The sequence below is a fragment of the Azotobacter armeniacus genome (assembly GCF_054779355.1).
In genome coordinates, this window is record NZ_BAAGYK010000165.1 from 29,246 (window position 1) to 49,600 (window position 20,355).

General features: G+C 63.8%; 18 protein-coding genes and 1 pseudogene. 10 read left to right on the top strand and 9 right to left on the bottom strand.

The features are described from left to right. Together ACYVD0_RS22115 and ACYVD0_RS22120 are read right to left on the bottom strand one after the other, a co-directional pair. The coding region (locus tag ACYVD0_RS22115; protein ID WP_460428794.1) for a transposase at window positions 1–278 on the bottom strand (278 nt) is incomplete at its 3' end. After that, window positions 185–427 carry a type II toxin-antitoxin system HicA family toxin gene (locus ACYVD0_RS22120; RefSeq protein ID WP_460428795.1) on the bottom strand — a complete coding sequence of 81 codons (243 nt, stop codon included), beginning with the start codon at window positions 425–427 and terminating at the stop codon, window positions 185–187. The genes ACYVD0_RS22120 and ACYVD0_RS22115, both read right to left, overlap by 94 nt. Before the next feature lie 53 nt (window positions 428–480). Here ACYVD0_RS22120 and ACYVD0_RS22125 point away from each other — a divergent pair. The 6 genes and pseudogenes from ACYVD0_RS22125 to ACYVD0_RS22150 form a co-directional block, all read left to right on the top strand. After that, a pseudogene (locus tag ACYVD0_RS22125) lies at window positions 481–724 on the top strand (IS3 family transposase); the annotation flags it as partial. 61 nt (window positions 725–785) lie between these two features. Continuing rightward, the gene (locus ACYVD0_RS22130; protein ID WP_460428796.1) at window positions 786–1,337 is read left to right on the top strand and encodes a pyridoxamine 5'-phosphate oxidase family protein; all 552 of its coding nucleotides are present in this window, start codon (window positions 786–788) and stop codon (window positions 1,335–1,337) included. Between the two features lie 282 nt (window positions 1,338–1,619). Continuing rightward, window positions 1,620–2,126, top strand: coding sequence for a GNAT family N-acetyltransferase (locus ACYVD0_RS22135; protein WP_460428797.1), 507 nt, complete (start codon window positions 1,620–1,622; stop codon window positions 2,124–2,126). 75 nt (window positions 2,127–2,201) lie between these two features. Beyond that, on the top strand, window positions 2,202–2,546 hold the full coding sequence (locus ACYVD0_RS22140) for a DUF3175 domain-containing protein (RefSeq protein ID WP_460428798.1): 345 nt from the start codon (window positions 2,202–2,204) through the stop codon (window positions 2,544–2,546). 308 nt (window positions 2,547–2,854) lie between these two features. Then, window positions 2,855–3,430 (top strand): MliC family protein, encoded by a 576-nt coding sequence (locus ACYVD0_RS22145; RefSeq protein WP_460428799.1) that lies wholly within the window; start codon window positions 2,855–2,857, stop codon window positions 3,428–3,430. Between the two features lie 380 nt (window positions 3,431–3,810). Then, complete coding sequence (locus tag ACYVD0_RS22150) at window positions 3,811–4,653, top strand: alpha/beta fold hydrolase (RefSeq protein WP_460428800.1); 843 nt, start codon at window positions 3,811–3,813, stop codon at window positions 4,651–4,653. 97 nt (window positions 4,654–4,750) lie between these two features. Here the strand turns inward: ACYVD0_RS22150 and ACYVD0_RS22155 are convergent, their stop codons facing one another. Both ACYVD0_RS22155 and ACYVD0_RS22160 read right to left on the bottom strand, forming a co-directional pair. Beyond that, on the bottom strand, window positions 4,751–5,701 hold the full coding sequence (locus ACYVD0_RS22155; protein WP_460428801.1) for a homoserine kinase: 951 nt from the start codon (window positions 5,699–5,701) through the stop codon (window positions 4,751–4,753). Window positions 5,702–5,716: 15 nt separating this feature from the next. Then, a complete protein-coding gene (locus ACYVD0_RS22160) occupies window positions 5,717–6,001 on the bottom strand; it encodes a DUF2782 domain-containing protein (protein ID WP_460428802.1) in 285 nt (94 codons plus the stop codon). 75 nt (window positions 6,002–6,076) lie between these two features. Here ACYVD0_RS22160 and polA point away from each other — a divergent pair, with 75 nt between their 5' ends. After that, window positions 6,077–8,812 carry a DNA polymerase I gene (gene polA / locus ACYVD0_RS22165; protein ID WP_460428803.1) on the top strand — a complete coding sequence of 912 codons (2,736 nt, stop codon included), beginning with the start codon at window positions 6,077–6,079 and terminating at the stop codon, window positions 8,810–8,812. 524 nt (window positions 8,813–9,336) lie between these two features. On the opposite strand, the gene ACYVD0_RS22170 is transcribed toward polA, so the two are convergent. Both ACYVD0_RS22170 and ACYVD0_RS22175 read right to left on the bottom strand, forming a co-directional pair. After that, window positions 9,337–9,735, bottom strand: coding sequence for a hypothetical protein (locus tag ACYVD0_RS22170; protein WP_460428804.1), 399 nt, complete (start codon window positions 9,733–9,735; stop codon window positions 9,337–9,339). 426 nt (window positions 9,736–10,161) lie between these two features. Continuing rightward, window positions 10,162–10,449: a hypothetical protein gene (locus ACYVD0_RS22175; RefSeq protein WP_460428805.1), complete on the bottom strand. Its 288-nt coding sequence runs from the start codon at window positions 10,447–10,449 to the stop codon at window positions 10,162–10,164. A gap of 400 nt (window positions 10,450–10,849) precedes the next feature. On the opposite strand from ACYVD0_RS22175, the gene trhP reads away from it, so the two are divergent. Next, complete coding sequence (gene trhP / locus ACYVD0_RS22180; RefSeq protein ID WP_460428806.1) at window positions 10,850–12,211, top strand: peptidase U32 family protein; 1,362 nt, start codon at window positions 10,850–10,852, stop codon at window positions 12,209–12,211. Between the two features lie 466 nt (window positions 12,212–12,677). Beyond that, the gene (locus tag ACYVD0_RS22185; RefSeq protein WP_460428807.1) at window positions 12,678–14,390 is read left to right on the top strand and encodes a glycoside hydrolase family 13 protein; all 1,713 of its coding nucleotides are present in this window, start codon (window positions 12,678–12,680) and stop codon (window positions 14,388–14,390) included. Window positions 14,391–14,471: 81 nt separating this feature from the next. Here ACYVD0_RS22185 and ACYVD0_RS22190 read toward each other — a convergent pair whose 3' ends face one another. From ACYVD0_RS22190 to ACYVD0_RS22200, 3 genes are all read right to left on the bottom strand, one after another. Continuing rightward, window positions 14,472–15,470 (bottom strand): LacI family DNA-binding transcriptional regulator, encoded by a 999-nt coding sequence (locus tag ACYVD0_RS22190; RefSeq protein WP_460428808.1) that lies wholly within the window; start codon window positions 15,468–15,470, stop codon window positions 14,472–14,474. A gap of 100 nt (window positions 15,471–15,570) precedes the next feature. Continuing rightward, entirely contained in the window at window positions 15,571–17,049 is a 1,479-nt protein-coding gene (locus ACYVD0_RS22195) for a glycoside hydrolase family 32 protein (protein ID WP_460428809.1), read from the bottom strand. A 98-nt stretch (window positions 17,050–17,147) separates the two neighbouring features. Further along, complete coding sequence (locus ACYVD0_RS22200; RefSeq protein WP_460428810.1) at window positions 17,148–18,431, bottom strand: MFS transporter; 1,284 nt, start codon at window positions 18,429–18,431, stop codon at window positions 17,148–17,150. Between the two features lie 264 nt (window positions 18,432–18,695). Here ACYVD0_RS22200 and ACYVD0_RS22205 point away from each other — a divergent pair, with 264 nt between their 5' ends. Continuing rightward, on the top strand, window positions 18,696–20,315 hold the full coding sequence (locus ACYVD0_RS22205) for a carbohydrate porin (protein ID WP_460428811.1): 1,620 nt from the start codon (window positions 18,696–18,698) through the stop codon (window positions 20,313–20,315). The last annotated feature ends 40 nt before the right edge of the window (window positions 20,316–20,355 follow it).

Below are 20,355 nucleotides of genomic sequence, written 5' to 3' on the forward strand. Positions count from 1 at the left end.
GTACCGTCGATGAACGCCCACTCGAAGTCGGGTTCCTCGATCAGCCTGTTGAAAACCTTGAGCCACTTGCCGGCCGCCGACCACGCATTGAAGCGCTTGTAGACCGAGTTCCAGCGCCCGAAGGCGCTGGGCAGGTCTCTCCAGGGGCAGCCTGCGCGCATCCGGTAGAGCATCCCCTCGACCGTCATGCGCAGATCCGGCTTGTGGTGAATGTCTTGCTGAAGCAGAACCTTTTCCAGCTTCGACCAGAGTTCGTCAGTGAGCATCGATCGGGGCATTGCCAGCCTGCGGAGGGAGCGGTGTGGGAACCTTGATTTTGCACTCTTCCCGGCTTGGTTGGATGTTTGAAGTGGTGGTGATCGCCTTTGACAGTGACCAAGTACCACCCATCTGCCTCAATCCGTTTGATGACCTCTCTACTCCTCATATACACACTGCTTGTGGCGGACGTTTCGTCCGCATCACAGCTCGATGAGTATCGTCAGGGAGCTCATGCACTGGTACAACCATGAGCACCGGCACAGGCGGGGTCCGCTTCGTGACGCCGGACGAGCGTCACCGAGGGCTGGATCGCGAGGTACTGGCTTGGCGGGATGCGCTGTACCAGCAAGCCCGCGCCCGCACGCCGGAGCGTTGGTCAGGCAAGAGGCGCAACTGGGATCCGGTCGGGGCGCTCATGCTCAACCCGGAGCGGAAACAAACGCCGCTGCAACAGGCGGCATAAAAACACGGTCGACGCGACAACTACTGAAAAACGCCGACCATCTGCCAATACGAGGAACCCAATGGGCCAACGATTTACCGAACTATCCGACAAACATATTCAATTCATCGCCGAACAACGAATTTTCTTCGTCGGAACAGCCACCGCAGACAGTCGTGTGAACGTTTCCCCCAAAGGCATGGACTCATTGAGAGTTCTGAGCAACAACCGTGTCGTCTGGTTAAACGTTACCGGAAGTAGCAACGAAACTTCCGCCCATGTGCAGCAAGCCCCGCGAATGACCATTATGTTTTGCGCCTTTGATGGTCGGCCGCTAATCCTACGGCTTTACGGCATCGCAAAGGTTGTTCACAAGAACGACCCCGAATGGGCCGATTTGGTATCTCTGTTCAAACCCCTGCCTGGCGCGCGCCAGATATTTGACGTTACGCTCGACCTCGTGCAAACGTCTTGTGGAATGTCCGTTCCGTATTACACCTATGTTGGTGATCGAGAATTGCTTAATGACTGGGCCATGAAGAAGGGGCAGGAAGGTTTGAAGCGCTACTGGGAGGAAAAGAACCAAATAAGCATCGATGGAATCGCCACAAACATTGTCGCTAAGAATGGCTAACCAGTGCATCGAGGGGATCCGCTACCGAGCGGCCCCTCAAGCCAAACGTTGAACTACTCACTGGGGCCGGCGATGAATACAAGCGCCAACGAACGACCCAACAAGGTATTCACAAGCCTCATTACAGGGCAACCAGCGCCGGCAGCCTTTTCTACTGCCAATTTCATGCCTGAATGATCAGCTCTCTATCACCGAGCCTGGCTTGAAAAAACCGTGTCGGAAAAGGGTGTGGTTTTCGGTTTTTTTCTACAACTTCAATAGCCATCGAGAAGAGCGCTCGCTATGAGCATCAAAATACGAAGCGAAGTACCGTCAGACGTTGCGGTCATCGAGTCGGTGACTGCCGCAGCTTTCCTCAATGCTCCCCATACCAACCACACCGAGCAGTACATAATCAACGCGCTGCGGAAAGCCGGACAGCTATCCATCTCACTTGTTGCCGAGAGCAATGGCGATATTGTTGGGCACGTTGCCGTATCGCCTGTATCTATCTCCGATGGTAGTGACGGGTGGTATGGTTTGGGGCCCATCTCCATAGCGCCGGAGCATCAAGGACAAGGAGTTGGCACTCAGCTCATGGGGCAGGCACTGGTTGAGTTGCGCAGGCTAGGCGCCGCTGGCTGCGTTGTGCTGGGAGAGCCGAAATACTATTGCCACTTTGGTTTCAAAGCAGAACCTGCACTTGTTCTGCCCGATGTCCCGCCGGAGTACTTCCAAGCCATTGCTTTCGACGGAGCGGTGCCCGCGGGCACTGTGGCATACCATGAGGCATTCAATATTCAAGGCTAACGACTCATTCAAGCCGAAGCCGCTTCGCGGCTCGGCTTGATTCAGACGTTAGACCTCCCACGCCTACTGAGTACCATGGCGAAGCTCACGAAACACAGTCGTTCGCCAGAAGAGCAGAAACGCTGGTCGCGGCAGGTCACGGAGAGCAGCAACGCCTTGGATCTCGAACCTGGTGTATTTACCTGGGATGATCCGCGTGCCATTGCCCAGTCCCTCAAGGCCTCCGCAGAACGCAGCGAGCGCCGCAAGACAACACCATTCTGCTCCGCCATGTCGATGCTCACGTTCTACATCAATCGTGCTGGGCGCCAACTATCCGAGGAACAGAAGGCGCGCCTGGAAGCTGCAAAGGATGAACTTCGCGCACTTTTCGATCGGCCACGCCAAAGTGCAATCCCTCCTGACAAGCCGCATCGGTAGGTGAAAGCCCAAAGGGCAGATTTGTTGTCCGGAGCCATACAGCACGGCGGCATCGCAGCTGGTCCAGTTGCCTCAGGTACGGTCGTCCTCGCCAGCGAAGGCAGCGCCTTCGGGCTGCGAGCCGCTGAAGCTGACTCTCCCAGCCTGGTCGAGTCCTTGGGGCGTCCACCTCGCCACCCATCGGGGGGCTGCGGGCTTCATCCGGGGCTTTATGCGTCCGGACAGGCCTCCTCACCTCGGATTAGCTATCGTTGAACACCCGCCCACTCCGCGTCATAGGATCGTTTCAGCTTCACGGCACTGCCGCTTTGCTGCGTCCTGCTGAGCTTCGGCATGGTCATCCCGGCCCAGGCCCAGGGGCCCTCCTATGCCTGCGACAAGGTGGCGGCCGACAGCATCGAGGAGCTGATCTGCCAGGACCCGGCCCTGTCGCCCTCGACCGCCAGCTGGCCGAGGCTTACGCAGCCGCCAGCGCCAAGGCGACCAACGAGCATCCGCCGACCCTCAAGGCCGAGCAGCGCGGCTGGATCAAGGGCCGCAACGAATGCAGGAAAAGCGAGGACCGGCAACGCTGCGTGCAGGACAACTACCAACTGCGCATCGCCGAATTGCAGGCCCGCTACCGCCTGGTTCCAGGCAGCGGCCCCTTCACCTTCGCCTGCGACGACCAGCCGGGCAGCGAGGTCATCGCCACCTTCTTCCCCACCGAACCGCCGATCCTGAACGCCGAGCGCGGCGACAGCGTGTCGCTGATGTACCTGCAACCAAGCGGTAGCGGCGCCAGATACCAGGGGCGCAACGAGAGTTTCTGGGAGCATCAGGGTGAAGCCATGGTCACCTGGGGCTACGGCGCGCCGGAGATGCGCTGCCGGAAGGCGCCTTGAAGAATCGCCGCCATCGTGCACAGCCTCATGGACAGAGCGGCGGCCGTTCGGAAGTAAGCATTTCTAGGTGCTCAATCCCGAAAAGTCGTTGAGTTGGAGTTGGCAAGGAAAAGTTGGGCCTGAAAAGCTTGTTGAAAGGCCGATAAACAGGCACTTCTCGAAGCTTCTCGAGACGAGCCAGCCACCAAGCCGGACTTTTCGTACAAAACCTAATTAGCCAGTAGCCATCGCGCAGGTGATCCCGGCGCCATGGGAGCTGCACCTTCGCTGCGCGGCCCTCAACCGAGTACCCCGCACCTCGCGCAGCTATTCTCTGGAAACGAAACAGGATCGTTCGAACGCCCTTCATCCATTACTGCCCAGTTCGGAGGAGACCGCCCATGGACCGGTTCATACAGGCCAACGCCATTCGCTTGCACTGTCTGGATCACCCCGGCGGCGATCTCCCGCTGGTGCTCATGCCCGGCCTGACCGCCAATGCCCATGCGTTCGATGGCCTCGTCAAGGCGGGCCTGAGTCCGGCGTTGCGGGTACTGGCCCTGGATCTGCGCGGACGCGGCCTGAGCGACAAGCCGGACAGCGGCTACAGCATGGCCGAGCATGCCGCAGACGTGCTGGGCCTGCTGGATGCCCTGGGGTTGCGGCAGGTCGTGCTGGGCGGGCATTCGTTCGGCGGCTTGCTGGCCCTCTATATGGCGGCGCGTTACCCCGAGCGGGTCGACAAGCTGGTGGTCATCGATGCTGCCGGCTCATTCCACCCGCAGGTGCGCGAGCTGATCCAGCCCTCCCTGGACCGTCTGGGCACAGTGCATCCCTCGTGGGAGGCGTACTTGGCGGCAATTAAACGGATGCCGTTCTACGCAGGCTGGTGGGACCCGAGCATCGAAAGCGCCTATCGGGCCGACGTGGAAATCCGTGACGACGGCACGGTCAAGCCGCGCTCCCGCCCCGAGGCGATCGGCGAGGCGCTGGACAAGCTGCTCGCCGAGGACTGGCCGGGCCATATGGCCGCCGTCAGGCAGCCCATGCTGTTGCTCAATGCCCTGGGCGCGTACGGGCCGCCGGGCACGCCGCCGGTCCTGCCGCGCGAGCAGGCGCTGGAGACGGTCGCGGCGGTGGCCGATGGGCGCTACGTCGAGGTGCCCGGCAACCACATGACCATGCTCTTCGGGGAAGGCGCCACGCGGACGGTGGAGGCGATCCTGGGCTTCGTGCGTCCATAGCCGGACCAGGCCAAGCGGCGGTGCCAGCGTTTCGTAGGGTGGGTTAGGCCGCAGGCCGTAACCCACCCTACGTGAGGCAGGGGTTTTACGAAGGGAATTACAGGGCGAAGGGCAGGGCGACCTGGACGTGGCGGCGCGCCTGCAGGCGGCAGCGGAACACTTCGGGGTCATGGATCAGCACCTGCTGACCGGCGAAGGCCTGGGCGGCAATCAGCCGGGAGAGCCAAAAGCGCAGGCAGGCGATGCGCAGCATGGCCGGCCAGAGTTCGGCCTCGGCGGCGCGGAACGGGCGCTTGGCGGAGTAGGCGGCGAGCATGGCCTGGGTGAGCTGGGGGTCGAGGGTGCCGTCGCCCTTCGAGCACCAGTCGTTCACGGCGATCGCCAGGTCGTAGAGCATCGGTCCGGCGAAGGCATTGTAGAAGTCGATCACCCCCGTCAGGTGCGGGCCGTCGAACAGCACGTTGTCGCGGAACAGGTCGGCGTGCAGGTTGGCCGACGGCAGAGCGAGCAGGCGGGCCTTCAGCCGGGTGACCTCGGCCAGCGCCTCGCGCAGCAGCGGCAGCTGGTTGTCAGGCAGCAGCAGGGCGAGTTCCGGGCCCTTCTCCAGCATCCATTCCAAGCCGCGGTCGCTGGGCCGCGGCAGCGGGCTCTTGCAGGTCGCCAAGTGCAGGCCGGCGAGCAGAGTGCCGACTTCGCGACAGTGGTGCGCATTGGGCTCCTGCACGTGCTTGCCGGGCAGGCGCGGCTGCAGCAGCGCCGGCTTGTCCGCCAGCTTGCGCAGGGCCTGGCCATCGGCCGTGCGCAGCGCGTAGGGCACCGGCAGGTCGGCCGTGTGCAGCACGTCGAGCAGTTCAATGAAGAACGGCAGGTCGTCCGACGGACCTCGCTCGATCAGGGTCAGGACGTATTCGCCCTGTTCCAGGCTGACGAAGAAGTTGCTGTTCTCGCTGCCTTCGGCAATGCCTTGGAAATCCAGCAGCCGGCCGAGCCCGTAGGGCGCGACAAAGGTTTCCAGCTCATGGCGTTCGAGAGGGGTAAAAACCGACATGTCAGAGGGGCTCGCTTACCATTTGAAGATTTCCCAGGCGGGGATCCGCATGGTCGGCTCGTCGGAACGGACGAAGTTGGCATCGTTGCCGTCGGCGCGCACGAGGAAGTAGGGCTTGCCAAATTTGGGGGTGACCTTGATGGCATAGAGGAAACCATTGACGCGGTACTCCTCGATGATCTTGTCCTCCTCCTCTCGGATGGTCACGTCCGGCTCGCCGGACAGATCCTCCTGGGCGAAGGCACCGACCACACCGAAAGCCAGCAGACCGGCCAACAGCAGGCGAGGGAAGGTGTGCATGGTAACCTTGTCCTTTCGTCATCACTGGTTCCGTCATTCTAGCGCCGCACCCGCGGAAAAGGTTGATTCTTCATCATGACCCAGACCCCCCTCGTCCTGGTGGACGGCTCCTCCTACCTGTACCGCGCCTTCCACGCGCTGCCGCCGCTGACCACCTCCAGCGGCAAGCCGACGGGGGCGGTAAAGGGCGTGCTGAACATGCTGCTCAGCTTGCGCAAGCAGTATCTGGACAGCCCCTTCGCGGTGGTGTTCGACGCCAAGGGGCCCACCTTCCGCGACGAATTGTTCGAGCATTACAAGTCGCACCGCCCGCCGATGCCGGACGACCTGCGGGCGCAGATCGAGCCGCTGCACGCCTGCGTGCGAGCCTTGGGCCTGCCGCTGTTGTGCATCGAGGGGGTGGAGGCCGACGATGTGATCGGCACTCTGGCGCGCAGCAGCGCGCTCGCCGACCGGCCGGTGGTGATCTCCACCGGCGACAAGGACATGGCACAACTGGTCAACGGCCACATCACCCTGGTCAACACCATGACCGGCAGCGTGCTGGACCGCGCCGGGGTATTGGAAAAGTTCGGCGTCGGCCCCGAGCTGATCATCGACTACCTGGCGCTGATGGGCGACAAGGTGGACAACATCCCCGGCGTGCCCGGGGTCGGCGAGAAGACCGCGCTCGGCCTGCTGCAGGGCCTCGGCGGCGGCCTCGACACCATCTATGCCCACCTCGAGCAGGTGCCGGCATTGCCGATCCGCGGCGCCAAGTCGCTGCCGGCCAAGCTCGAGGAACACCGCGAGATGGCCTATCTATCCTATCAGTTGGCCACCATCAAGTCCGACGTGGCGCTGGACATCCCGCTCGACGCGCTGCACCCGGCCGCGGCGGACCGCGAGGCGCTGATCGGACTGTACCGCGAGCTGGAGTTCAAGAGCTGGCTGGACGAGCTGCTGCGCGAGGCCTCGGCGGCCGGTGCGGACAGCCCCGGGACGGACCCGGCAGCGCCCCGGGCGCACTATGAGACCGTGCTCGACCGGCAGCGCTTCGAGGCCTGGCTGGACAAGCTGGAGCAGGCCGAGCTGATCGCCTTCGACAGCGAGACCACCAGCCTGGACGCCCAGCAGGCCGAGCTGGTCGGCCTGTCCTTCGCCGTCGCCCCCCATGAGGCGGCCTATATCCCGCTGGCGCACAGCTACATGGGCGTGCCCGATCAGTTGGAGCGCGACGCGGTGCTGGCCGCGCTCAAGCCGCTGCTGGAAGACCCGGCCAGGGCCAAGGTCGGCCAGCACGCCAAGTACGACATGAACGTGCTGGCGCATTACGGCATCGAGGTGCGTGGCGTGGCCTACGACACCATGCTGGAATCCTATGTGCTGGACTCCACGGCGACCCGCCACGACATGGACAGCCTGGCGCTGAAATACCTCGGTCACGGCACCATCCGCTTCGAGGACATCGCCGGCAAGGGCGCCAAGCAGCTGACCTTCGACCAGATCGCCCTGGAGCAGGCCGGCCCCTACGCGGCCGAGGATGCCGACGTGACCCTGCGTCTGCACCAGTGCCTGTGGCAGAAGCTCGAAGCCACCCCCGCGCTGGCGAAGGTGCTGAAAGACATCGAGATGCCGCTGGTGCCGGTGCTGGCGCGCATCGAGCGCAACGGCGCGCTGGTCGACGCCAAGCTGCTCGGCGAGCAGAGCCTGGAGCTGGGCGAGAAGCTGCAGCAGCTGGAGCGCGATGCCCATGATTTGGCCGGCGAGGCATTCAACCTGGCCTCGCCCAAGCAGCTCTGCGCCATCCTCTACGACAAGCTGGGCCTGCCGGTCCTCTCCAAGACCGCCAAGGGCCAGCCGTCCACCGCGGAAAGCGTGCTCGCCGAGCTGGCCGAGCAGGGCTACCCGCTGCCCCAGGTGATCATGCAGCACCGCAGCCTGAGCAAGCTCAAGGGCACCTATACCGACAAGCTGCCGCAGCAGATCAACCCGCGCACCGGACGCATCCACACCAGCTACCATCAGGCGGTGACCGCCACCGGGCGGCTGTCCTCCAGCGACCCGAACCTGCAGAACATCCCGATCCGCACCGCCGAGGGCAGGCGGATCCGCCAGGCCTTCATCGCACCCAAGGGCTACCGGCTGGTGGCCGCCGACTACTCGCAGATCGAGCTGCGCATCATGGCCCACCTGGCCCAGGACGAGAGCCTGCTGCACGCCTTCCAGAACGACCTGGACGTGCATCGGGCGACCGCCGCCGAGGTGTTCGGCATTGCCCCGGAAACGGTCAGCGCGGACCAGCGGCGCAGCGCCAAGGCGATCAACTTCGGGCTGATCTACGGCATGAGCGCCTTCGGTCTGGCCAAGCAGATCGGCGTCGAGCGCAAGGAGGCGCAGGCCTATATCGACCGCTACTTCACCCGCTATCCCGGCGTGCTCGCCTATATGGAACGCACCCGCCAGAAGGCCGCCGAGCAGGGCTACGTGGAAACCCTGTTCGGCCGCCGCCTGTACCTGCCGGAGATCCAGTCGAAGAACGGCGCCATGCGCAAGGCTGCCGAGCGCACGGCGATCAACGCGCCGATGCAGGGCAGCGCGGCGGACATCATCAAGCGCGCCATGGTGACGGTGGACGCCTGGCTGCAGGAGTCCGGGCTGGATGCACGGATGATTTTGCAGGTGCACGACGAACTGGTGCTGGAGGTGCGCGAGGATCAGGTCGAGGCTCTCAAGGCCGGTCTGCTGCCGCGCATGAGCGGCGCCGCCGAGCTGGATGTGCCGCTCCTGGTGGAGGCCGGGGTTGGCGGCAACTGGGATGAGGCGCACTGAACAGATCGCGGGAAAGCCACCACGAAGGCGGAAGTTCCTTCTGGAAAGCTGCATTTTCAGCCTGATGTTTTTCGGCATGTCTGAACTTTTGGAGCGATCGTGCAGTCAGATTCGACGACTGGCTGAAAAGCCTTTCGATGCTCCTTGTTGTGTTAAGTGTTGGCAGATATTCGGACTCCCACCCAGGAGTCTGAGGTTAAGCCTCGAACTTCTTCCTCCCCCATACGAAGTTCGGGGTTTTTTTTGCCTTTTTAGCGCTGTTTTGCCACGGAGGATCGGCTCGGGCAGGCCGTTCGGTGCGGCAAGGGCTTGCTGATCGCTCGCCCCTTGGGAAGAAGGCTGGAGAAAGAGGTGCGGGATGGCCGAAAAACGCCTGAGCGGCCCCGGTTGCGCGGGAGTGGCCGACGGCGTGGCATTGAGGGGGTAAGGGTGGCTCTCCCGCCGCTTCGATCGCCAGGGGGAGGCAGGGGAGACGGGAGAGCCGAACGCGGTACGGCCCGGCGGAGGTCCGGGCCGGAGAACTCTTAGCGGAAGGTGCGCAGGCTGTCGCTGGCGTCGGCCAGGGCGGTGGCCTTGGGCTTCTTCGGATGCGGGCGGTTGCCGCGGATCTCGACCTTGTCGCCGGCAGCGAAGGTGCGATTCGGTGAGCGCACCGTCTTCAGTTCGCCGCTGTCGGTGCGGACCACATAGGCCCGGTCGCTGGTGCCCGACGCTTCCTGGGCGGAACCGCCGAACAGCGCGCCGATGCCGGCACCGACCACGGCGCCGATCGGTCCGCCGACCGCTCCGACCATCATGCCGCTCATGCCACCCGTTGCCTTACCGGAGGTCTGGTCTTGGACTTCCCGGACGATTTCGTCTGCGTGGACGCTGCTGACGGTCAACAGGCCAAGGGTCAGAGCCAGAATGCCGAACTTTTTCATGGCGGTTCCTCCGAGGAATTTTCAGGGGGCTTCACTAAAGTTATTCCACGAAACATGCCAGACGAGCAGGCACGTAAAATCAATGACTTAGCTTCGCCCCCCCAGGCCCGGTTCGCGACAAAGTGTCGCATCACGGACAAGCGCTTGTCGGAATCCCTCCAAAAAATCAGCTTTCATTGACTCAGATCAATAAAGCGTAGCCCTGTTTGTGCTTGCCATCCCCGCAATCGACGGGCGGGCGGAGTGACTGGACGGACAGAAAGATGAAGACTGGAAGAGGCAATGCACGCCCCCTGCGCAGGTCAGGGGTTGCCTGCGGCGGTCGGCAAAAGGGAGGGGTCTTTCGCGGAAACGGCCCGTCGGGGGCCAAGCCGGGCGTTCCCGGCAGCGGCAAAGGATGTCGTGGCGGCGGCAGGGGCGGCCCGATCAGTTGGGGGCGCGCAGTACCTTCCGCTCGCTGTCCGTGGACTCGACCTCGTAGGCGTGCTCGCTGAGACCCGCGGCCTCCTGGGCCTCGCCGCCGAACAGGGCGCCGATGCCGGCGCCGATCAGCATGCCGACTGGACCACCGATGGCGCCAATCATCATGCCATTCATGCCGCCCAGCGACTTGCCGGTGGTCTGATCTTCGGTCTCCTTGACGACCTCGGTGGCATGCACGCTGCCGAGGGTCAACAGGCTGAGGGCCAGGGCCTGGATCGCAAAGTTTTTCATGGAAGTTCCTCCGTGGAACATTTCAGGGTTTCTGCTGCTTCCTTGATCCGCCCCCGAGTGCCTGGTTGGCTGGGAAGAATCGGGGGAGTGACCGGCAGGTGTCTGGGGGGACGGGATTCGCGGCTTTTTGGAGCTCGCCACTTCTTGAAACAAAAAGTAACTATTTAATTGATCTGGATCAATACACGGCCGGCGACTTTATACCTTGGGATACTCATTCCTGTTTTCTGATCTTGCCAAGACCAGTGATAGCACGGCCTGTAGCGCCTATGCAGTGATCGTACCGCATAAAAATCATGGATACCTCGGCCGCTGCCTGCGCTCATCGGAAAGGACGCACGCCCCGGCAAAGCGCAGTAGAATCCTCCGCCCTTTCGCCGCTCCTGCGAGTCGCTGCGCCATGACCGCTTCCGTCTTCCGTCCCGAACTGCTGTCTCCTGCCGGCACCCTCAAGTCCATGCGCTACGCCTTCGCCTACGGCGCCGATGCGGTGTACGCCGGGCAGCCGCGCTACAGCCTGCGGGTGCGCAACAACGAGTTCGACCATGCCCACCTGGCGCTCGGCATCGCGGAGGCCCATGCCCAGGGCAAGCAGTTCTACGTGGTGGTCAACATCGCCCCGCACAACGCCAAGCTGAAGACCTTCCTCAAGGACCTGCAGCCGGTGATCGACATGCAGCCGGATGCGCTGATCATGTCCGACCCGGGGCTGATCATGCTGGTGCGCGAGCACTTCCCGGCGATAGCCATCCACCTCTCGGTGCAGGCCAACGCGGTGAACTGGGCCAGCGTGGAGTTCTGGCGCCGCCAGGGACTGACCCGGGCGATCCTCTCCCGCGAGTTGTCGCTGGAGGAGATCGGCGAGATGCGCGAGCAGGTGCCGGGCATGGAACTGGAGGTGTTCGTCCACGGCGCGCTGTGCATGGCCTATTCCGGACGCTGCCTGCTGTCCGGCTACATCAACCACCGCGACCCCAACCAGGGCACCTGCACCAACGCCTGCCGCTGGGAGTACAAGGCCCACGAGGGCAAAGAGGACGAGCTGGGCAACATTGTCCACGTCCAGGCGCCGGTCCCGGTGCAACCGATCGAGCCGACCCTCGGCAGCGGCGCGCCCACCGAGCAGTTGATGCTGCTCGAGGAAAGCAAGCGGCCGGGCGAGTACATGGAGGCTTTCGAGGACGAGCACGGCACCTACATCATGAACTCCAAGGACCTGCGCGCCGTGCAGCACGTCGAGCGGCTGGTGCGGATGGGCGTGCATTCGCTGAAGATCGAGGGACGCACCAAGAGCCACTACTACGTGGCGCGTACCGCGCAGGTCTATCGCAAGGCGATCGACGACGCGGTGGCCGGCCGGCCGTTCGACAGGTCATTGATGGATACCCTGGAGTCGCTGGCCCACCGCGGCTACACCGAGGGCTTCCTGCGTCGTCACGTGCACGACGAGTACCAGAACTACGGGTACGGCTATTCGCTGTCCGAGCGCCAGCAGTTCGTCGGCGAGCTGACCGGCGAGCGCCGGGGCGACCTGGCCGAGGTGCAGGTGAAGAACCGCTTCGCCCTCGGCGACCGCCTGGAGCTGATGACCCCTCAGGGCAACCTGAACTTCCGCCTCGAGGCCTTGGAGAACAAGCGCGGCGAGCGCACCGAGGTGGCCCCGGGCGACGGCCATATTCTCTATTTGCCGGTGCCTGAAGGCGTGGACCTAGAGCACGCCCTGCTGATGCGCGAGCTGGACGGCACCACCACCCGCGGCTGACGTTCGACACAAACCCGCCTCAGAAGCCGACGAAAGGCTTGTCAAATGCAATTCCAAACGATATGTTAACGTTAACTAGACGGCGCAGCACTGATCCGGGTACAGCTTTGTACCCACTTCGGCTGACGGCAATCGACAAGAACAACAAGACAACGGCGACAGATGCCTGCCTTTTGAGGGGTCCCCCCCAGGCGGCGCTGTCTTCGAGCCAAGGTGTCCCATGCTCCAACCCATCGATACGCCCCCGATCCTGGGCGCTGTTCCTCCCCCGAATGCCTCTCGCCTGACCCAGGTAGCCAGCCCGAACCGGTCTGCAGCCGCTCATCGAGCCTGCCTGCCGCTGCTGACCGCGCCGTTTCCCTTAGGGCCTCTGGCCCCGAGGCTGCGCGCCCGCCTGAAGGAAAGGGCGGGCTTCTGCGAGGAAACGCACACTGCTTACCAATAATGTCAACAACAGGAAGCTCCCATGTTTTTTTCACGTCGCAAGTTCCTGGGCGCCATTGCCCTGACCACTGCCGCCCTGTCCCTGCCGCCGTTCCAGCTGAACGCCTATGCCGCCAACACCCAGCAGCAGGAGTGGGCACGCAACGCGGTGATCTATCAGGTCTACCCGCGCTCCTTCGCCGACGGCGATGGCGACGGCATGGGCGACCTGTCGGGCGTCGCCTCGCGGCTGCCCTACCTGGAAAAGCTGGGCGTGGATGCGCTGTGGCTGTCGCCCTTCTATAAATCGCCCCAGGCCGACGGCGGTTACGACGTGGCCGACTACCGTGACGTCGATCCTTTGTTCGGCACGCTGGAGGACTTCAAGCGCCTGGTGAAGCAGGCCCATGGGCGGGATATCAAGGTGATCGTCGACCTGATTCCCAACCATACCTCCGACGAACATGCCTGGTTCCAGGCCGCGCTGAAGGCGAAGCCCGGTAGCCCCGAGCGGGCCCGCTACATCTTCCGCGACGGCCGCGGCGTGAACGGCGAACTGCCGCCGAACAACTGGAAAAGCGTGTTCGGCGACTCCGCCTGGGAGCGGGTGCCGGACGGCCAATGGTACCTGCACCTGTTCGCCCGCAAGCAACCCGACCTGAACTGGGAAAACCCGCAGATCCATGCCGAGTTCGAGGAGCTGCTGCGTTTCTGGCTGGATATCGGCGTCGACGGTTTCCGGATCGACGTGTCGAACGGCATGGTCAAGGCGAAGGAACTGCCCGACGCGGCGGAAAGCGAGCAGGACACCAGCTCGCTGGTCGGCCCCATGTGGGACCAGGACGGCGTGCACGAGATCCATCGCGCCTGGCGGCGCATCGTCGATGAATATCCGGGCCGCATCCTGGTGGCCGAGGCCTGGGTCACGCCACGTTCCCGACTGGCCAACTACATCCGCCCCGACGAGATGCACCAGGCGTTCAATTTCGACTACCTGCTGACCGAGTGGAACGCGGGCGCCTTCCGCAAGGTCATCGACGACTCCATGGCGCTGACCGCCACGGTGGGGGCGCCGACCACCTGGGTGAGCTCCAACCACGACACCGTGCGCGCACCCTCGCGCTACGGCCTGAAGGAGCTGGGCATCCACGCCAAGCCCGGCAACGGCATCGACGCCAGCATGCCGCAGCCGGACGAGGCGCTGGGCCTGCGTCGGGTCCACGCCCTGGCCATGCTGACCCTGGCTCTGCCCGGTTCGACCTACGTCTACCAAGGCGAGGAGCTGGGCCTGCCCGAGCACACCACCCTGGAGGCCAAATACCGCCAGGATCCGATGTTCACCGGCTCCAAGGGCAAGAACGTCGGCCGCGACGGCTGCCGCGTGCCGCTGCCCTGGAAGACGGACGCCCCGTCCCTCGGCTTCGGCCCCGGCGACAAGAGCTGGCTGCCGCAGCCGGCGTCGTACGCGCGCTACGCCGTGGACCGCCAGGAGGGCGAGGAGGACTCCACGCTGAAGCTGTACCGGCAGATCCTGCAGTTGCGCCGTGACCACAAGCTTGGCGACGGCCAGCTGCAGTGGATCGATTCCGCCAAGGACGTGCTGGCCTTCGACAACGGCGACCTGCGCGTCCTGGTCAACTTCGGCACGCAGGCCATGGCGCTGCCCGAGGAGGCGGAAGTGGTGCTGTCCAGCGAGCCGCTGCCGGAGGCGGGCAAGCTGCCCGGCAACACGGCGGTCTGGCTGAAACGCTCGTAATCCTTCCAGATGGCGCTTGCCTGTCCGGCGCCAGGCCGTTCGGCCCCGGACGGGCCGCCGGCCCTGGATCGGCCGGAGTCATCACCAGGACTGGCGATCCACGATGGGGCAGGAAACCCAGTGGGTGAAGGGCTCGTCTTTGTTTTCGATCAGGTGCTGCGCGGCGCGGCGGCCCATCTCGTAATAGGGGAGTTGCACGGTGCTCAGCGGCGGATAGAACAGCTCGGCAACGCCCACCATATTGTCGTAGCCGAGTACCGCCACGTCAGCCGGAATGCGCAGGCCGCGGCTGAGCAAATACTGGTAGGCGACCAGCGCAATACGGTCGTTGCCGCAGATCAGCAGGTCGAAGGCCGGCTTTCCGTGCGTCTCATGCAGCTGGCGCTCAAGCTCCGCAATCGTTTCCTGGTAGGCATCGTCAAACGATATGTCATATTGCCGGACGCTGTCCAGGGGAATGCCGGCCTCTGCGAGGGCGCGCGACAGCCCCTGCTGGCGAAACTTCCAGGCCAGGCTGTGGCGCGGCAGGTTGATGCACAGCGGGCGCCGGTAGCCACGCTGCAGCGCCTGGCGCACGGCCCGGTACTGGCCGTCCTCGTCGTCGGGCACGTAGCAGGCCACCCCAGGCTCCGTGCTCATGCAGCCACTCAGTACCAGCGGCTTGCTGCGCAGCGCCGGGGGAATCTCCAGTTCGCGCAGATGCATGGCGCTGAACACTATCCCGTCCGGCCGGTGCGACAGCATCAGGTCGATGGCCTGCTGGCTCGGCGGGATCTCGAACACGTTGAGGATGAAGACGTTCCAGCCGTTTTCCCGCGCGGTGCGCTCCAGCGAGAGCAGCATTTCGACGGCGAAGGGGGTGGTCGCCGTGTCGAGCGCGAAGACGCCGATGGTTTTGCCACCGGAGTGACCGCCACGGATCTTGCGGGCGGAAAGACTGGGGACGTAGTTCAGGGTTTCGATGGCTCGACGGACTTTCGTCAGGGTTTCCTGATTCAGCTTTTCCGGACTGTTGATCGCTCTGGACACGGTCATCGGGGAGACCCCCGCCAACCGTGCGACATCTTTAACCGAAGCCATATGCGGGCGCCATTACCTGTTTCACCGTGCATGATGTCATGCACGGTGAAAGCATGACAACACGACGGCAGACGGCATGGGCGGCACAATGGGGGTTCGTTCAAAGCTGGAGGTCGGCCAGACTCCAGACCGAGCCTTCACCGAAAAACCCCCTCCCGTTGATGGCGAAGGCGCTCACCCCCAGGCTGTCGGGGCGCGGATAGATGCGACTGCTCAGCGTGTAAGCGCCATCGTCGACGAACACCTCAATGGACGAGCGATCGAGGAAGATCCGCAGGGCGATCCGCGTCTGCCCCGGCGCCACCGGCACGCTGCGCACGCCGCTCACGCCGGCTCCCGAGTGCTGCCGGTCGAGCACCAGGCGCCTGGCCATGGCATCGAAATACAGCAGGGTCCGCTCCCGCTGGTCGTCGCTGCAGCGCAGGGCCAGACCGAAGCGCTCAGCCGTGCTGCCGGCCAGTTCCAGTTCGAGCTCCAATTCCAGCAGGGCGCCGCGCACCTCGAGTCTGCGGCTCTGGGCCTCGACCGCGCCGATCGCCAGCGCTTGCCGGGACTGGCGCAGCGCCGTCAGCTCGCGTGCCGGACGCATGCGCAGCCGGTCGCCGTCGCGGCTCAGCTCGCGCGGCAACGACAGCGCGCCGCACCAGTGGTGAGCCTGGCTCGGCATCGGGCTGTTCCACATGTCCATCCACGCCCAGAGCAGGCGGCGCCCGTCCGGCGCCAGCAGGGTCTGAGCCGCATAGAAATCGTGGCCGTGATCGATCTCGCGCAGCTCGGTCGCTTCGACGAAGCGCGCGCTCTCGTCCAGCCGGCCCAGGCGGTAGCCGTTCTGGAACAGGTTCCAGCGCTCGTAGCCGTCGGGCTCCAGGCCCTGCGGCGAGAACAGGAAGACGTCGCGCCCCTCCAGCTCGAGCAGGTCCGGGCACTCCCACATGTAACCGTCGAGTTCCCGCCGGCCTTCCAAGGCGCAACCAAGGTAGTCCCACTGGCGCAGATCCCGGGAGCGATAGAGCAGCAGTTGCGGATCGTCCCCCTGGCGGGCGCCGAGCGCCATCCACCAGTGCTCGCCGCGCCGCCAGACCTTGGGATCGCGGAAATGCATGATGTCCGGATGCGGCGCCGCCTCGATCACCACCCCGTGCTTGGTGAAGGTGATGCCGTCCGTGCTGCTGGCCAGGCACTGGACCTGGTGCATGCCGTGCTCGTCATTGCCCGGCTCGCCCAGCCAGCGGTGCCCGGTGTAGATCAGGTACAGGGTGTCGCCGTCGACGACGGCCGACCCGGAAAAGCAGCCGTCCCGGTCGTGGGAATCTCCGGGCGCCAGGGCGATGGGCAGATGTTCCCAGTGGACCAGGTCCGCGCTCCTGGCATGCCCCCAGTACATCGGTCCCCACGTGGGCGAATACGGATGGTGCTGGTAGAAAACGTGGTACTCGCCGCGGAAATACACCAGTCCGTTCGGGTCGTTCATCCAGCCGGCGGGGGGCGATAGGTGGTAGCCGAGGCGGTAGTCGTCGCCGCGCTCGGGCAGGGTTGTTTCGATGGCGCGCTGCGCTTCGTCCAGTAGGTTAACCGGCATGTCGTGATCCTTGAGGGTGCGTGGGAAGGTCTTGAGCGGGCGTCATCCCCGCCGGGACGGGGATGACGCGAAGTGGCTTTTTCGGGGGCCTTTCCTCACTAGGGTTCGTAGTGGTTGGCCGACTGGGCGATGGCCGGCAGCTCCAGGGCGCTGTCCGCCGCCCGGGAGGCCTTGCGCGACGGGTCGGCGCGCAGCAGCGACCAGGACAGCAGCAGGCAGAGGCCGACCAGGCCGGCCAGCAGCAGGTAAACGTTGGCGAAGCCGATCTTGTCGTAGCCGTAGCCCACGGCCGGCGACAGCAGCATGGCGGTCAGCTGCTGGGCGAACTGGAAGCTGACCAGGTAGAGCGTGGCCGACAGCCGCGGATCGAAGTTGACGGAGATGTACTTGAACACCGCGACCAGCAGGATCGGGACCTCAAGGGCATGCAGCATCTTGCAGGCGGCGACGGTCCAGGCCTCGGTGGCCAGCCCGGAGCCGAGGATGCGCACGAACATGATGGTGCCGGCCAGCAGCAGGCCGTATTTGGCGCCAGTGCGGGCGACCACCCAGGGCGCGAACAGCATGAGCACGGCCTCGACCAGCACCTGCGAGGAGTTCAGGTAGCCGTAGGCGCGGGTGCCTTCCTCCGGGGTGGGGAAGAAGGAGGCGAAGTACACCGGAAACTGCTGCTCGTAGATCATGTAGACCCCGGCAACCCCGGTCAGGAACAGGCTGAACGCCCAGAAGCGCGGCAGGCGCAGCAGCTGCAGGATGTCGGCGGTGCGTACCGGCGTGGACTCGCTGGCCTGCGCCTCGTGGTTCCTGAAGGCGTCCATGTCCAGCCGGGAGAGGATCAGCAGGAACGCCAGGCCGGCGGCGCTGCTCATGTAGAAGGCGATGTCCGGGTCGATGTTGAACACCACGCCGACCACGCCCGTCGCGGCCGCCCAGCCCAGCGAGCCCCACATCCGGGTGGTGCCGAACTCGAAGCCGGCATGCCGCGACAGCCGCTCGGTATAGGACTCGATGACGCCCACGCCGGCGAGCATGGCGAAGGCCAGGAAGGCGGCGCCGACCAGGGCGCCGAGCACCACGTTGTGGGCCAGCAGGCCGGCGTAGACGTGGATCGCGAAGGGCGCGGCGGCGGCGAGCAGCACGCCGATCCAGACCAGCAGTTTCCGGGACAGGCCCAGGCGATCCTGCAGGGCGCCGTAGAACGGCTGGATGAGCAGCGCGGCGATGGCGTTGGCGGCGAAGATGAAGCCGGTTTCCGTGCCGCTCAGGCCGATGACCCGGTGCAGCCAGATCGAGAACAGCGAATAGCTCGACGACCAGGCGAAGAAGAAGAAGAACAGCAGACCACTGACCAGCCAGTACTCGCGTTTGAACGGGAGATGCATGGAACAAACCTCTTGTTTTTATTGGGGGTAACGTTAACATCAAGGCGTATTACGCTACTCCCACCAGCTTGCTGTCAAGCGTAATCGTTTGATCGGGGGAGCGTGAGCAGGCGTTGAGGACGTCTCGAAGGGCCGCTTTCCGTTGCCCGTCGCGCCAGCGGGAATTCTGCCGATCCGGGCCTTCCGGGTCGCCCGCAGCGTGCGAGGGAACGGCCGGTTCGACGGCGTCCTGAAATACCTACTACAAGAACAAGAGGTTTACCCATGCATTCTGCGGCCTGTCGGCCTTGGGCCGGCTTTTCCCTGCTTTTTTTCTCTACCCACCTTCTTGCCGCACCGGCGCTGAGCGTCGAGGAGCGTCTCGCCCGGCTCGAGGCTAGAACCGCCGCCGCCGAGATGCGGGCGGCGGCAGCTGAAACCGATGCCGCTCGATTGCGCATGGAGGTCGAGCGGCTCAACCGGCAGTTCGCCGTTAATTCCTCGCTGCCCACACAATTACAATTGTCGATCAGCGAGCGAGTCGCCCAGATTGAAGCACGCCAGCAGTCCCTGGAGAGCCGCACCTCGACACTTGCGTCTTCGGTTGATTCGATCGAGGACTTGACGGAAGGCTTCTCCTTTGGCGCGTATGCCCGTTCCGGCATGATGACCGATGGGAGCGGCGCCGGTCGTGGTGGCCCCAACGTAACCCCCGCCGGCTCGATAGGTGGGTCCGTTGGCCGGCTTGGCAATGAGGTCGACACGTACGTAGAGGCGAAATTCTCGAAGGAAACCCAGGCCGAAAACGGCACGCGCTCCAAGTACATGTTTGCGATCGCCGACGGCCTGGAAACGCCCAACGACTGGACCTCGGGTGAAAGCTCGCTCAACGTTCGCCAGGTATATGCCGAACTCAGCCATTTGGCGTCGTTCCAGGATATTCCCATGCTGCGCGACGCCACCATATGGGCCGGCAAGCGCTTCGATCGGGACAATTACGACATCCACTGGCTCGACCGGGGCATTGTTTTCCTGGCCGGAACCGGCGGTGGTATCTATGACGTGCGGCCCACCGACGGCTGGCGCCTCAATGCCTCGCTGATGAGTCGCTCCTACGGCGACTTCGGTACGGAGACGAACAAGGACATCAGGACTTATGTCGCCACCCTCAACCAGTATTTCGATGATGATCGCTGGCAGCTCATGCTGAGCGCGATTTCTTCGGGCCAGAATAATGACAAGCTGAACGGTGAGAAGAGGAAAGAGTCCGACGAGGATAGCCGGGTGAACAAGGCAGGGTTCAGCCCTGCCGAAAAGGGTTGGCACGGCATGTTCGCCTATCATCGGCCGGACTTTTTCGGTGGTGAAGGATTCTTCAAGACTGCGCTGTTGTATGGCAAAGGTCTAGGAGGGGAAGTCAATACCATTGGTGGTGACGGCGAGTTGCTCGATGATGCTCAGACGTTACGCTTGGCGATTTATGGCCATACCCGTCTGGGCGACGATTGGCGCATCGCCCCTGCCCTGATTGCCGAGCACAGCAAGGATCGCTATGTACCTGACGACGACTATCGCTACTTGACTTTCAACGTGCGGCTGGCCCATGAGCTGACCAGCAACTTCGAGATGCTCTACGAGTTTACCTGGCAGACGATGGATCTTGATGCGCGCGGCTACGATGGTCGACAAACGGCCGACGGCGATTTTTGGAAGTTCACTTTCGCGCCGACCTTCAAAGCGGAAATCGGAGAGTTCTTTACTCGTCCCGAATTGCGTCTGTTCGCCACCTACATGAACTGGGACAAGGATCTCGACAACTTCAGTACAAAAGACGATTTCGGTCAGAAAGGCTTCAAATCCGGTGGAGTTTGGCAGCTCGGGGTGCAAATGGAAACCTGGTTCTAGCCGTGCACAACACAAGTTCAATTTGTGGTGCCACGACTCT

Excerpts from the sequence above, each read along its gene's own strand:
- ACYVD0_RS22120 (WP_460428795.1), bottom strand. The coding sequence starts at position 427 with ATGAGGAGTAGAGAGGTCATCAAACGGATTGAGGCAGATGGGTGGTAC.
- ACYVD0_RS22130 (WP_460428796.1), top strand. The coding sequence starts at position 786 with ATGGGCCAACGATTTACCGAACTATCCGACAAACATATTCAATTCATC.
- ACYVD0_RS22135 (WP_460428797.1), top strand. The coding sequence starts at position 1,620 with ATGAGCATCAAAATACGAAGCGAAGTACCGTCAGACGTTGCGGTCATC.
- ACYVD0_RS22140 (WP_460428798.1), top strand. The coding sequence starts at position 2,202 with ATGGCGAAGCTCACGAAACACAGTCGTTCGCCAGAAGAGCAGAAACGC.
- ACYVD0_RS22150 (WP_460428800.1), top strand. The coding sequence starts at position 3,811 with ATGGACCGGTTCATACAGGCCAACGCCATTCGCTTGCACTGTCTGGAT.
- ACYVD0_RS22155 (WP_460428801.1), bottom strand. The coding sequence starts at position 5,701 with ATGTCGGTTTTTACCCCTCTCGAACGCCATGAGCTGGAAACCTTTGTC.
- ACYVD0_RS22160 (WP_460428802.1), bottom strand. The coding sequence starts at position 6,001 with ATGCACACCTTCCCTCGCCTGCTGTTGGCCGGTCTGCTGGCTTTCGGT.
- polA (WP_460428803.1), top strand. The coding sequence starts at position 6,077 with ATGACCCAGACCCCCCTCGTCCTGGTGGACGGCTCCTCCTACCTGTAC.
- ACYVD0_RS22170 (WP_460428804.1), bottom strand. The coding sequence starts at position 9,735 with ATGAAAAAGTTCGGCATTCTGGCTCTGACCCTTGGCCTGTTGACCGTC.
- ACYVD0_RS22175 (WP_460428805.1), bottom strand. The coding sequence starts at position 10,449 with ATGAAAAACTTTGCGATCCAGGCCCTGGCCCTCAGCCTGTTGACCCTC.
- trhP (WP_460428806.1), top strand. The coding sequence starts at position 10,850 with ATGACCGCTTCCGTCTTCCGTCCCGAACTGCTGTCTCCTGCCGGCACC.
- ACYVD0_RS22185 (WP_460428807.1), top strand. The coding sequence starts at position 12,678 with ATGTTTTTTTCACGTCGCAAGTTCCTGGGCGCCATTGCCCTGACCACT.
- ACYVD0_RS22190 (WP_460428808.1), bottom strand. The coding sequence starts at position 15,470 with ATGGCTTCGGTTAAAGATGTCGCACGGTTGGCGGGGGTCTCCCCGATG.
- ACYVD0_RS22195 (WP_460428809.1), bottom strand. The coding sequence starts at position 17,049 with ATGCCGGTTAACCTACTGGACGAAGCGCAGCGCGCCATCGAAACAACC.
- ACYVD0_RS22200 (WP_460428810.1), bottom strand. The coding sequence starts at position 18,431 with ATGCATCTCCCGTTCAAACGCGAGTACTGGCTGGTCAGTGGTCTGCTG.
- ACYVD0_RS22205 (WP_460428811.1), top strand. The coding sequence starts at position 18,696 with ATGCATTCTGCGGCCTGTCGGCCTTGGGCCGGCTTTTCCCTGCTTTTT.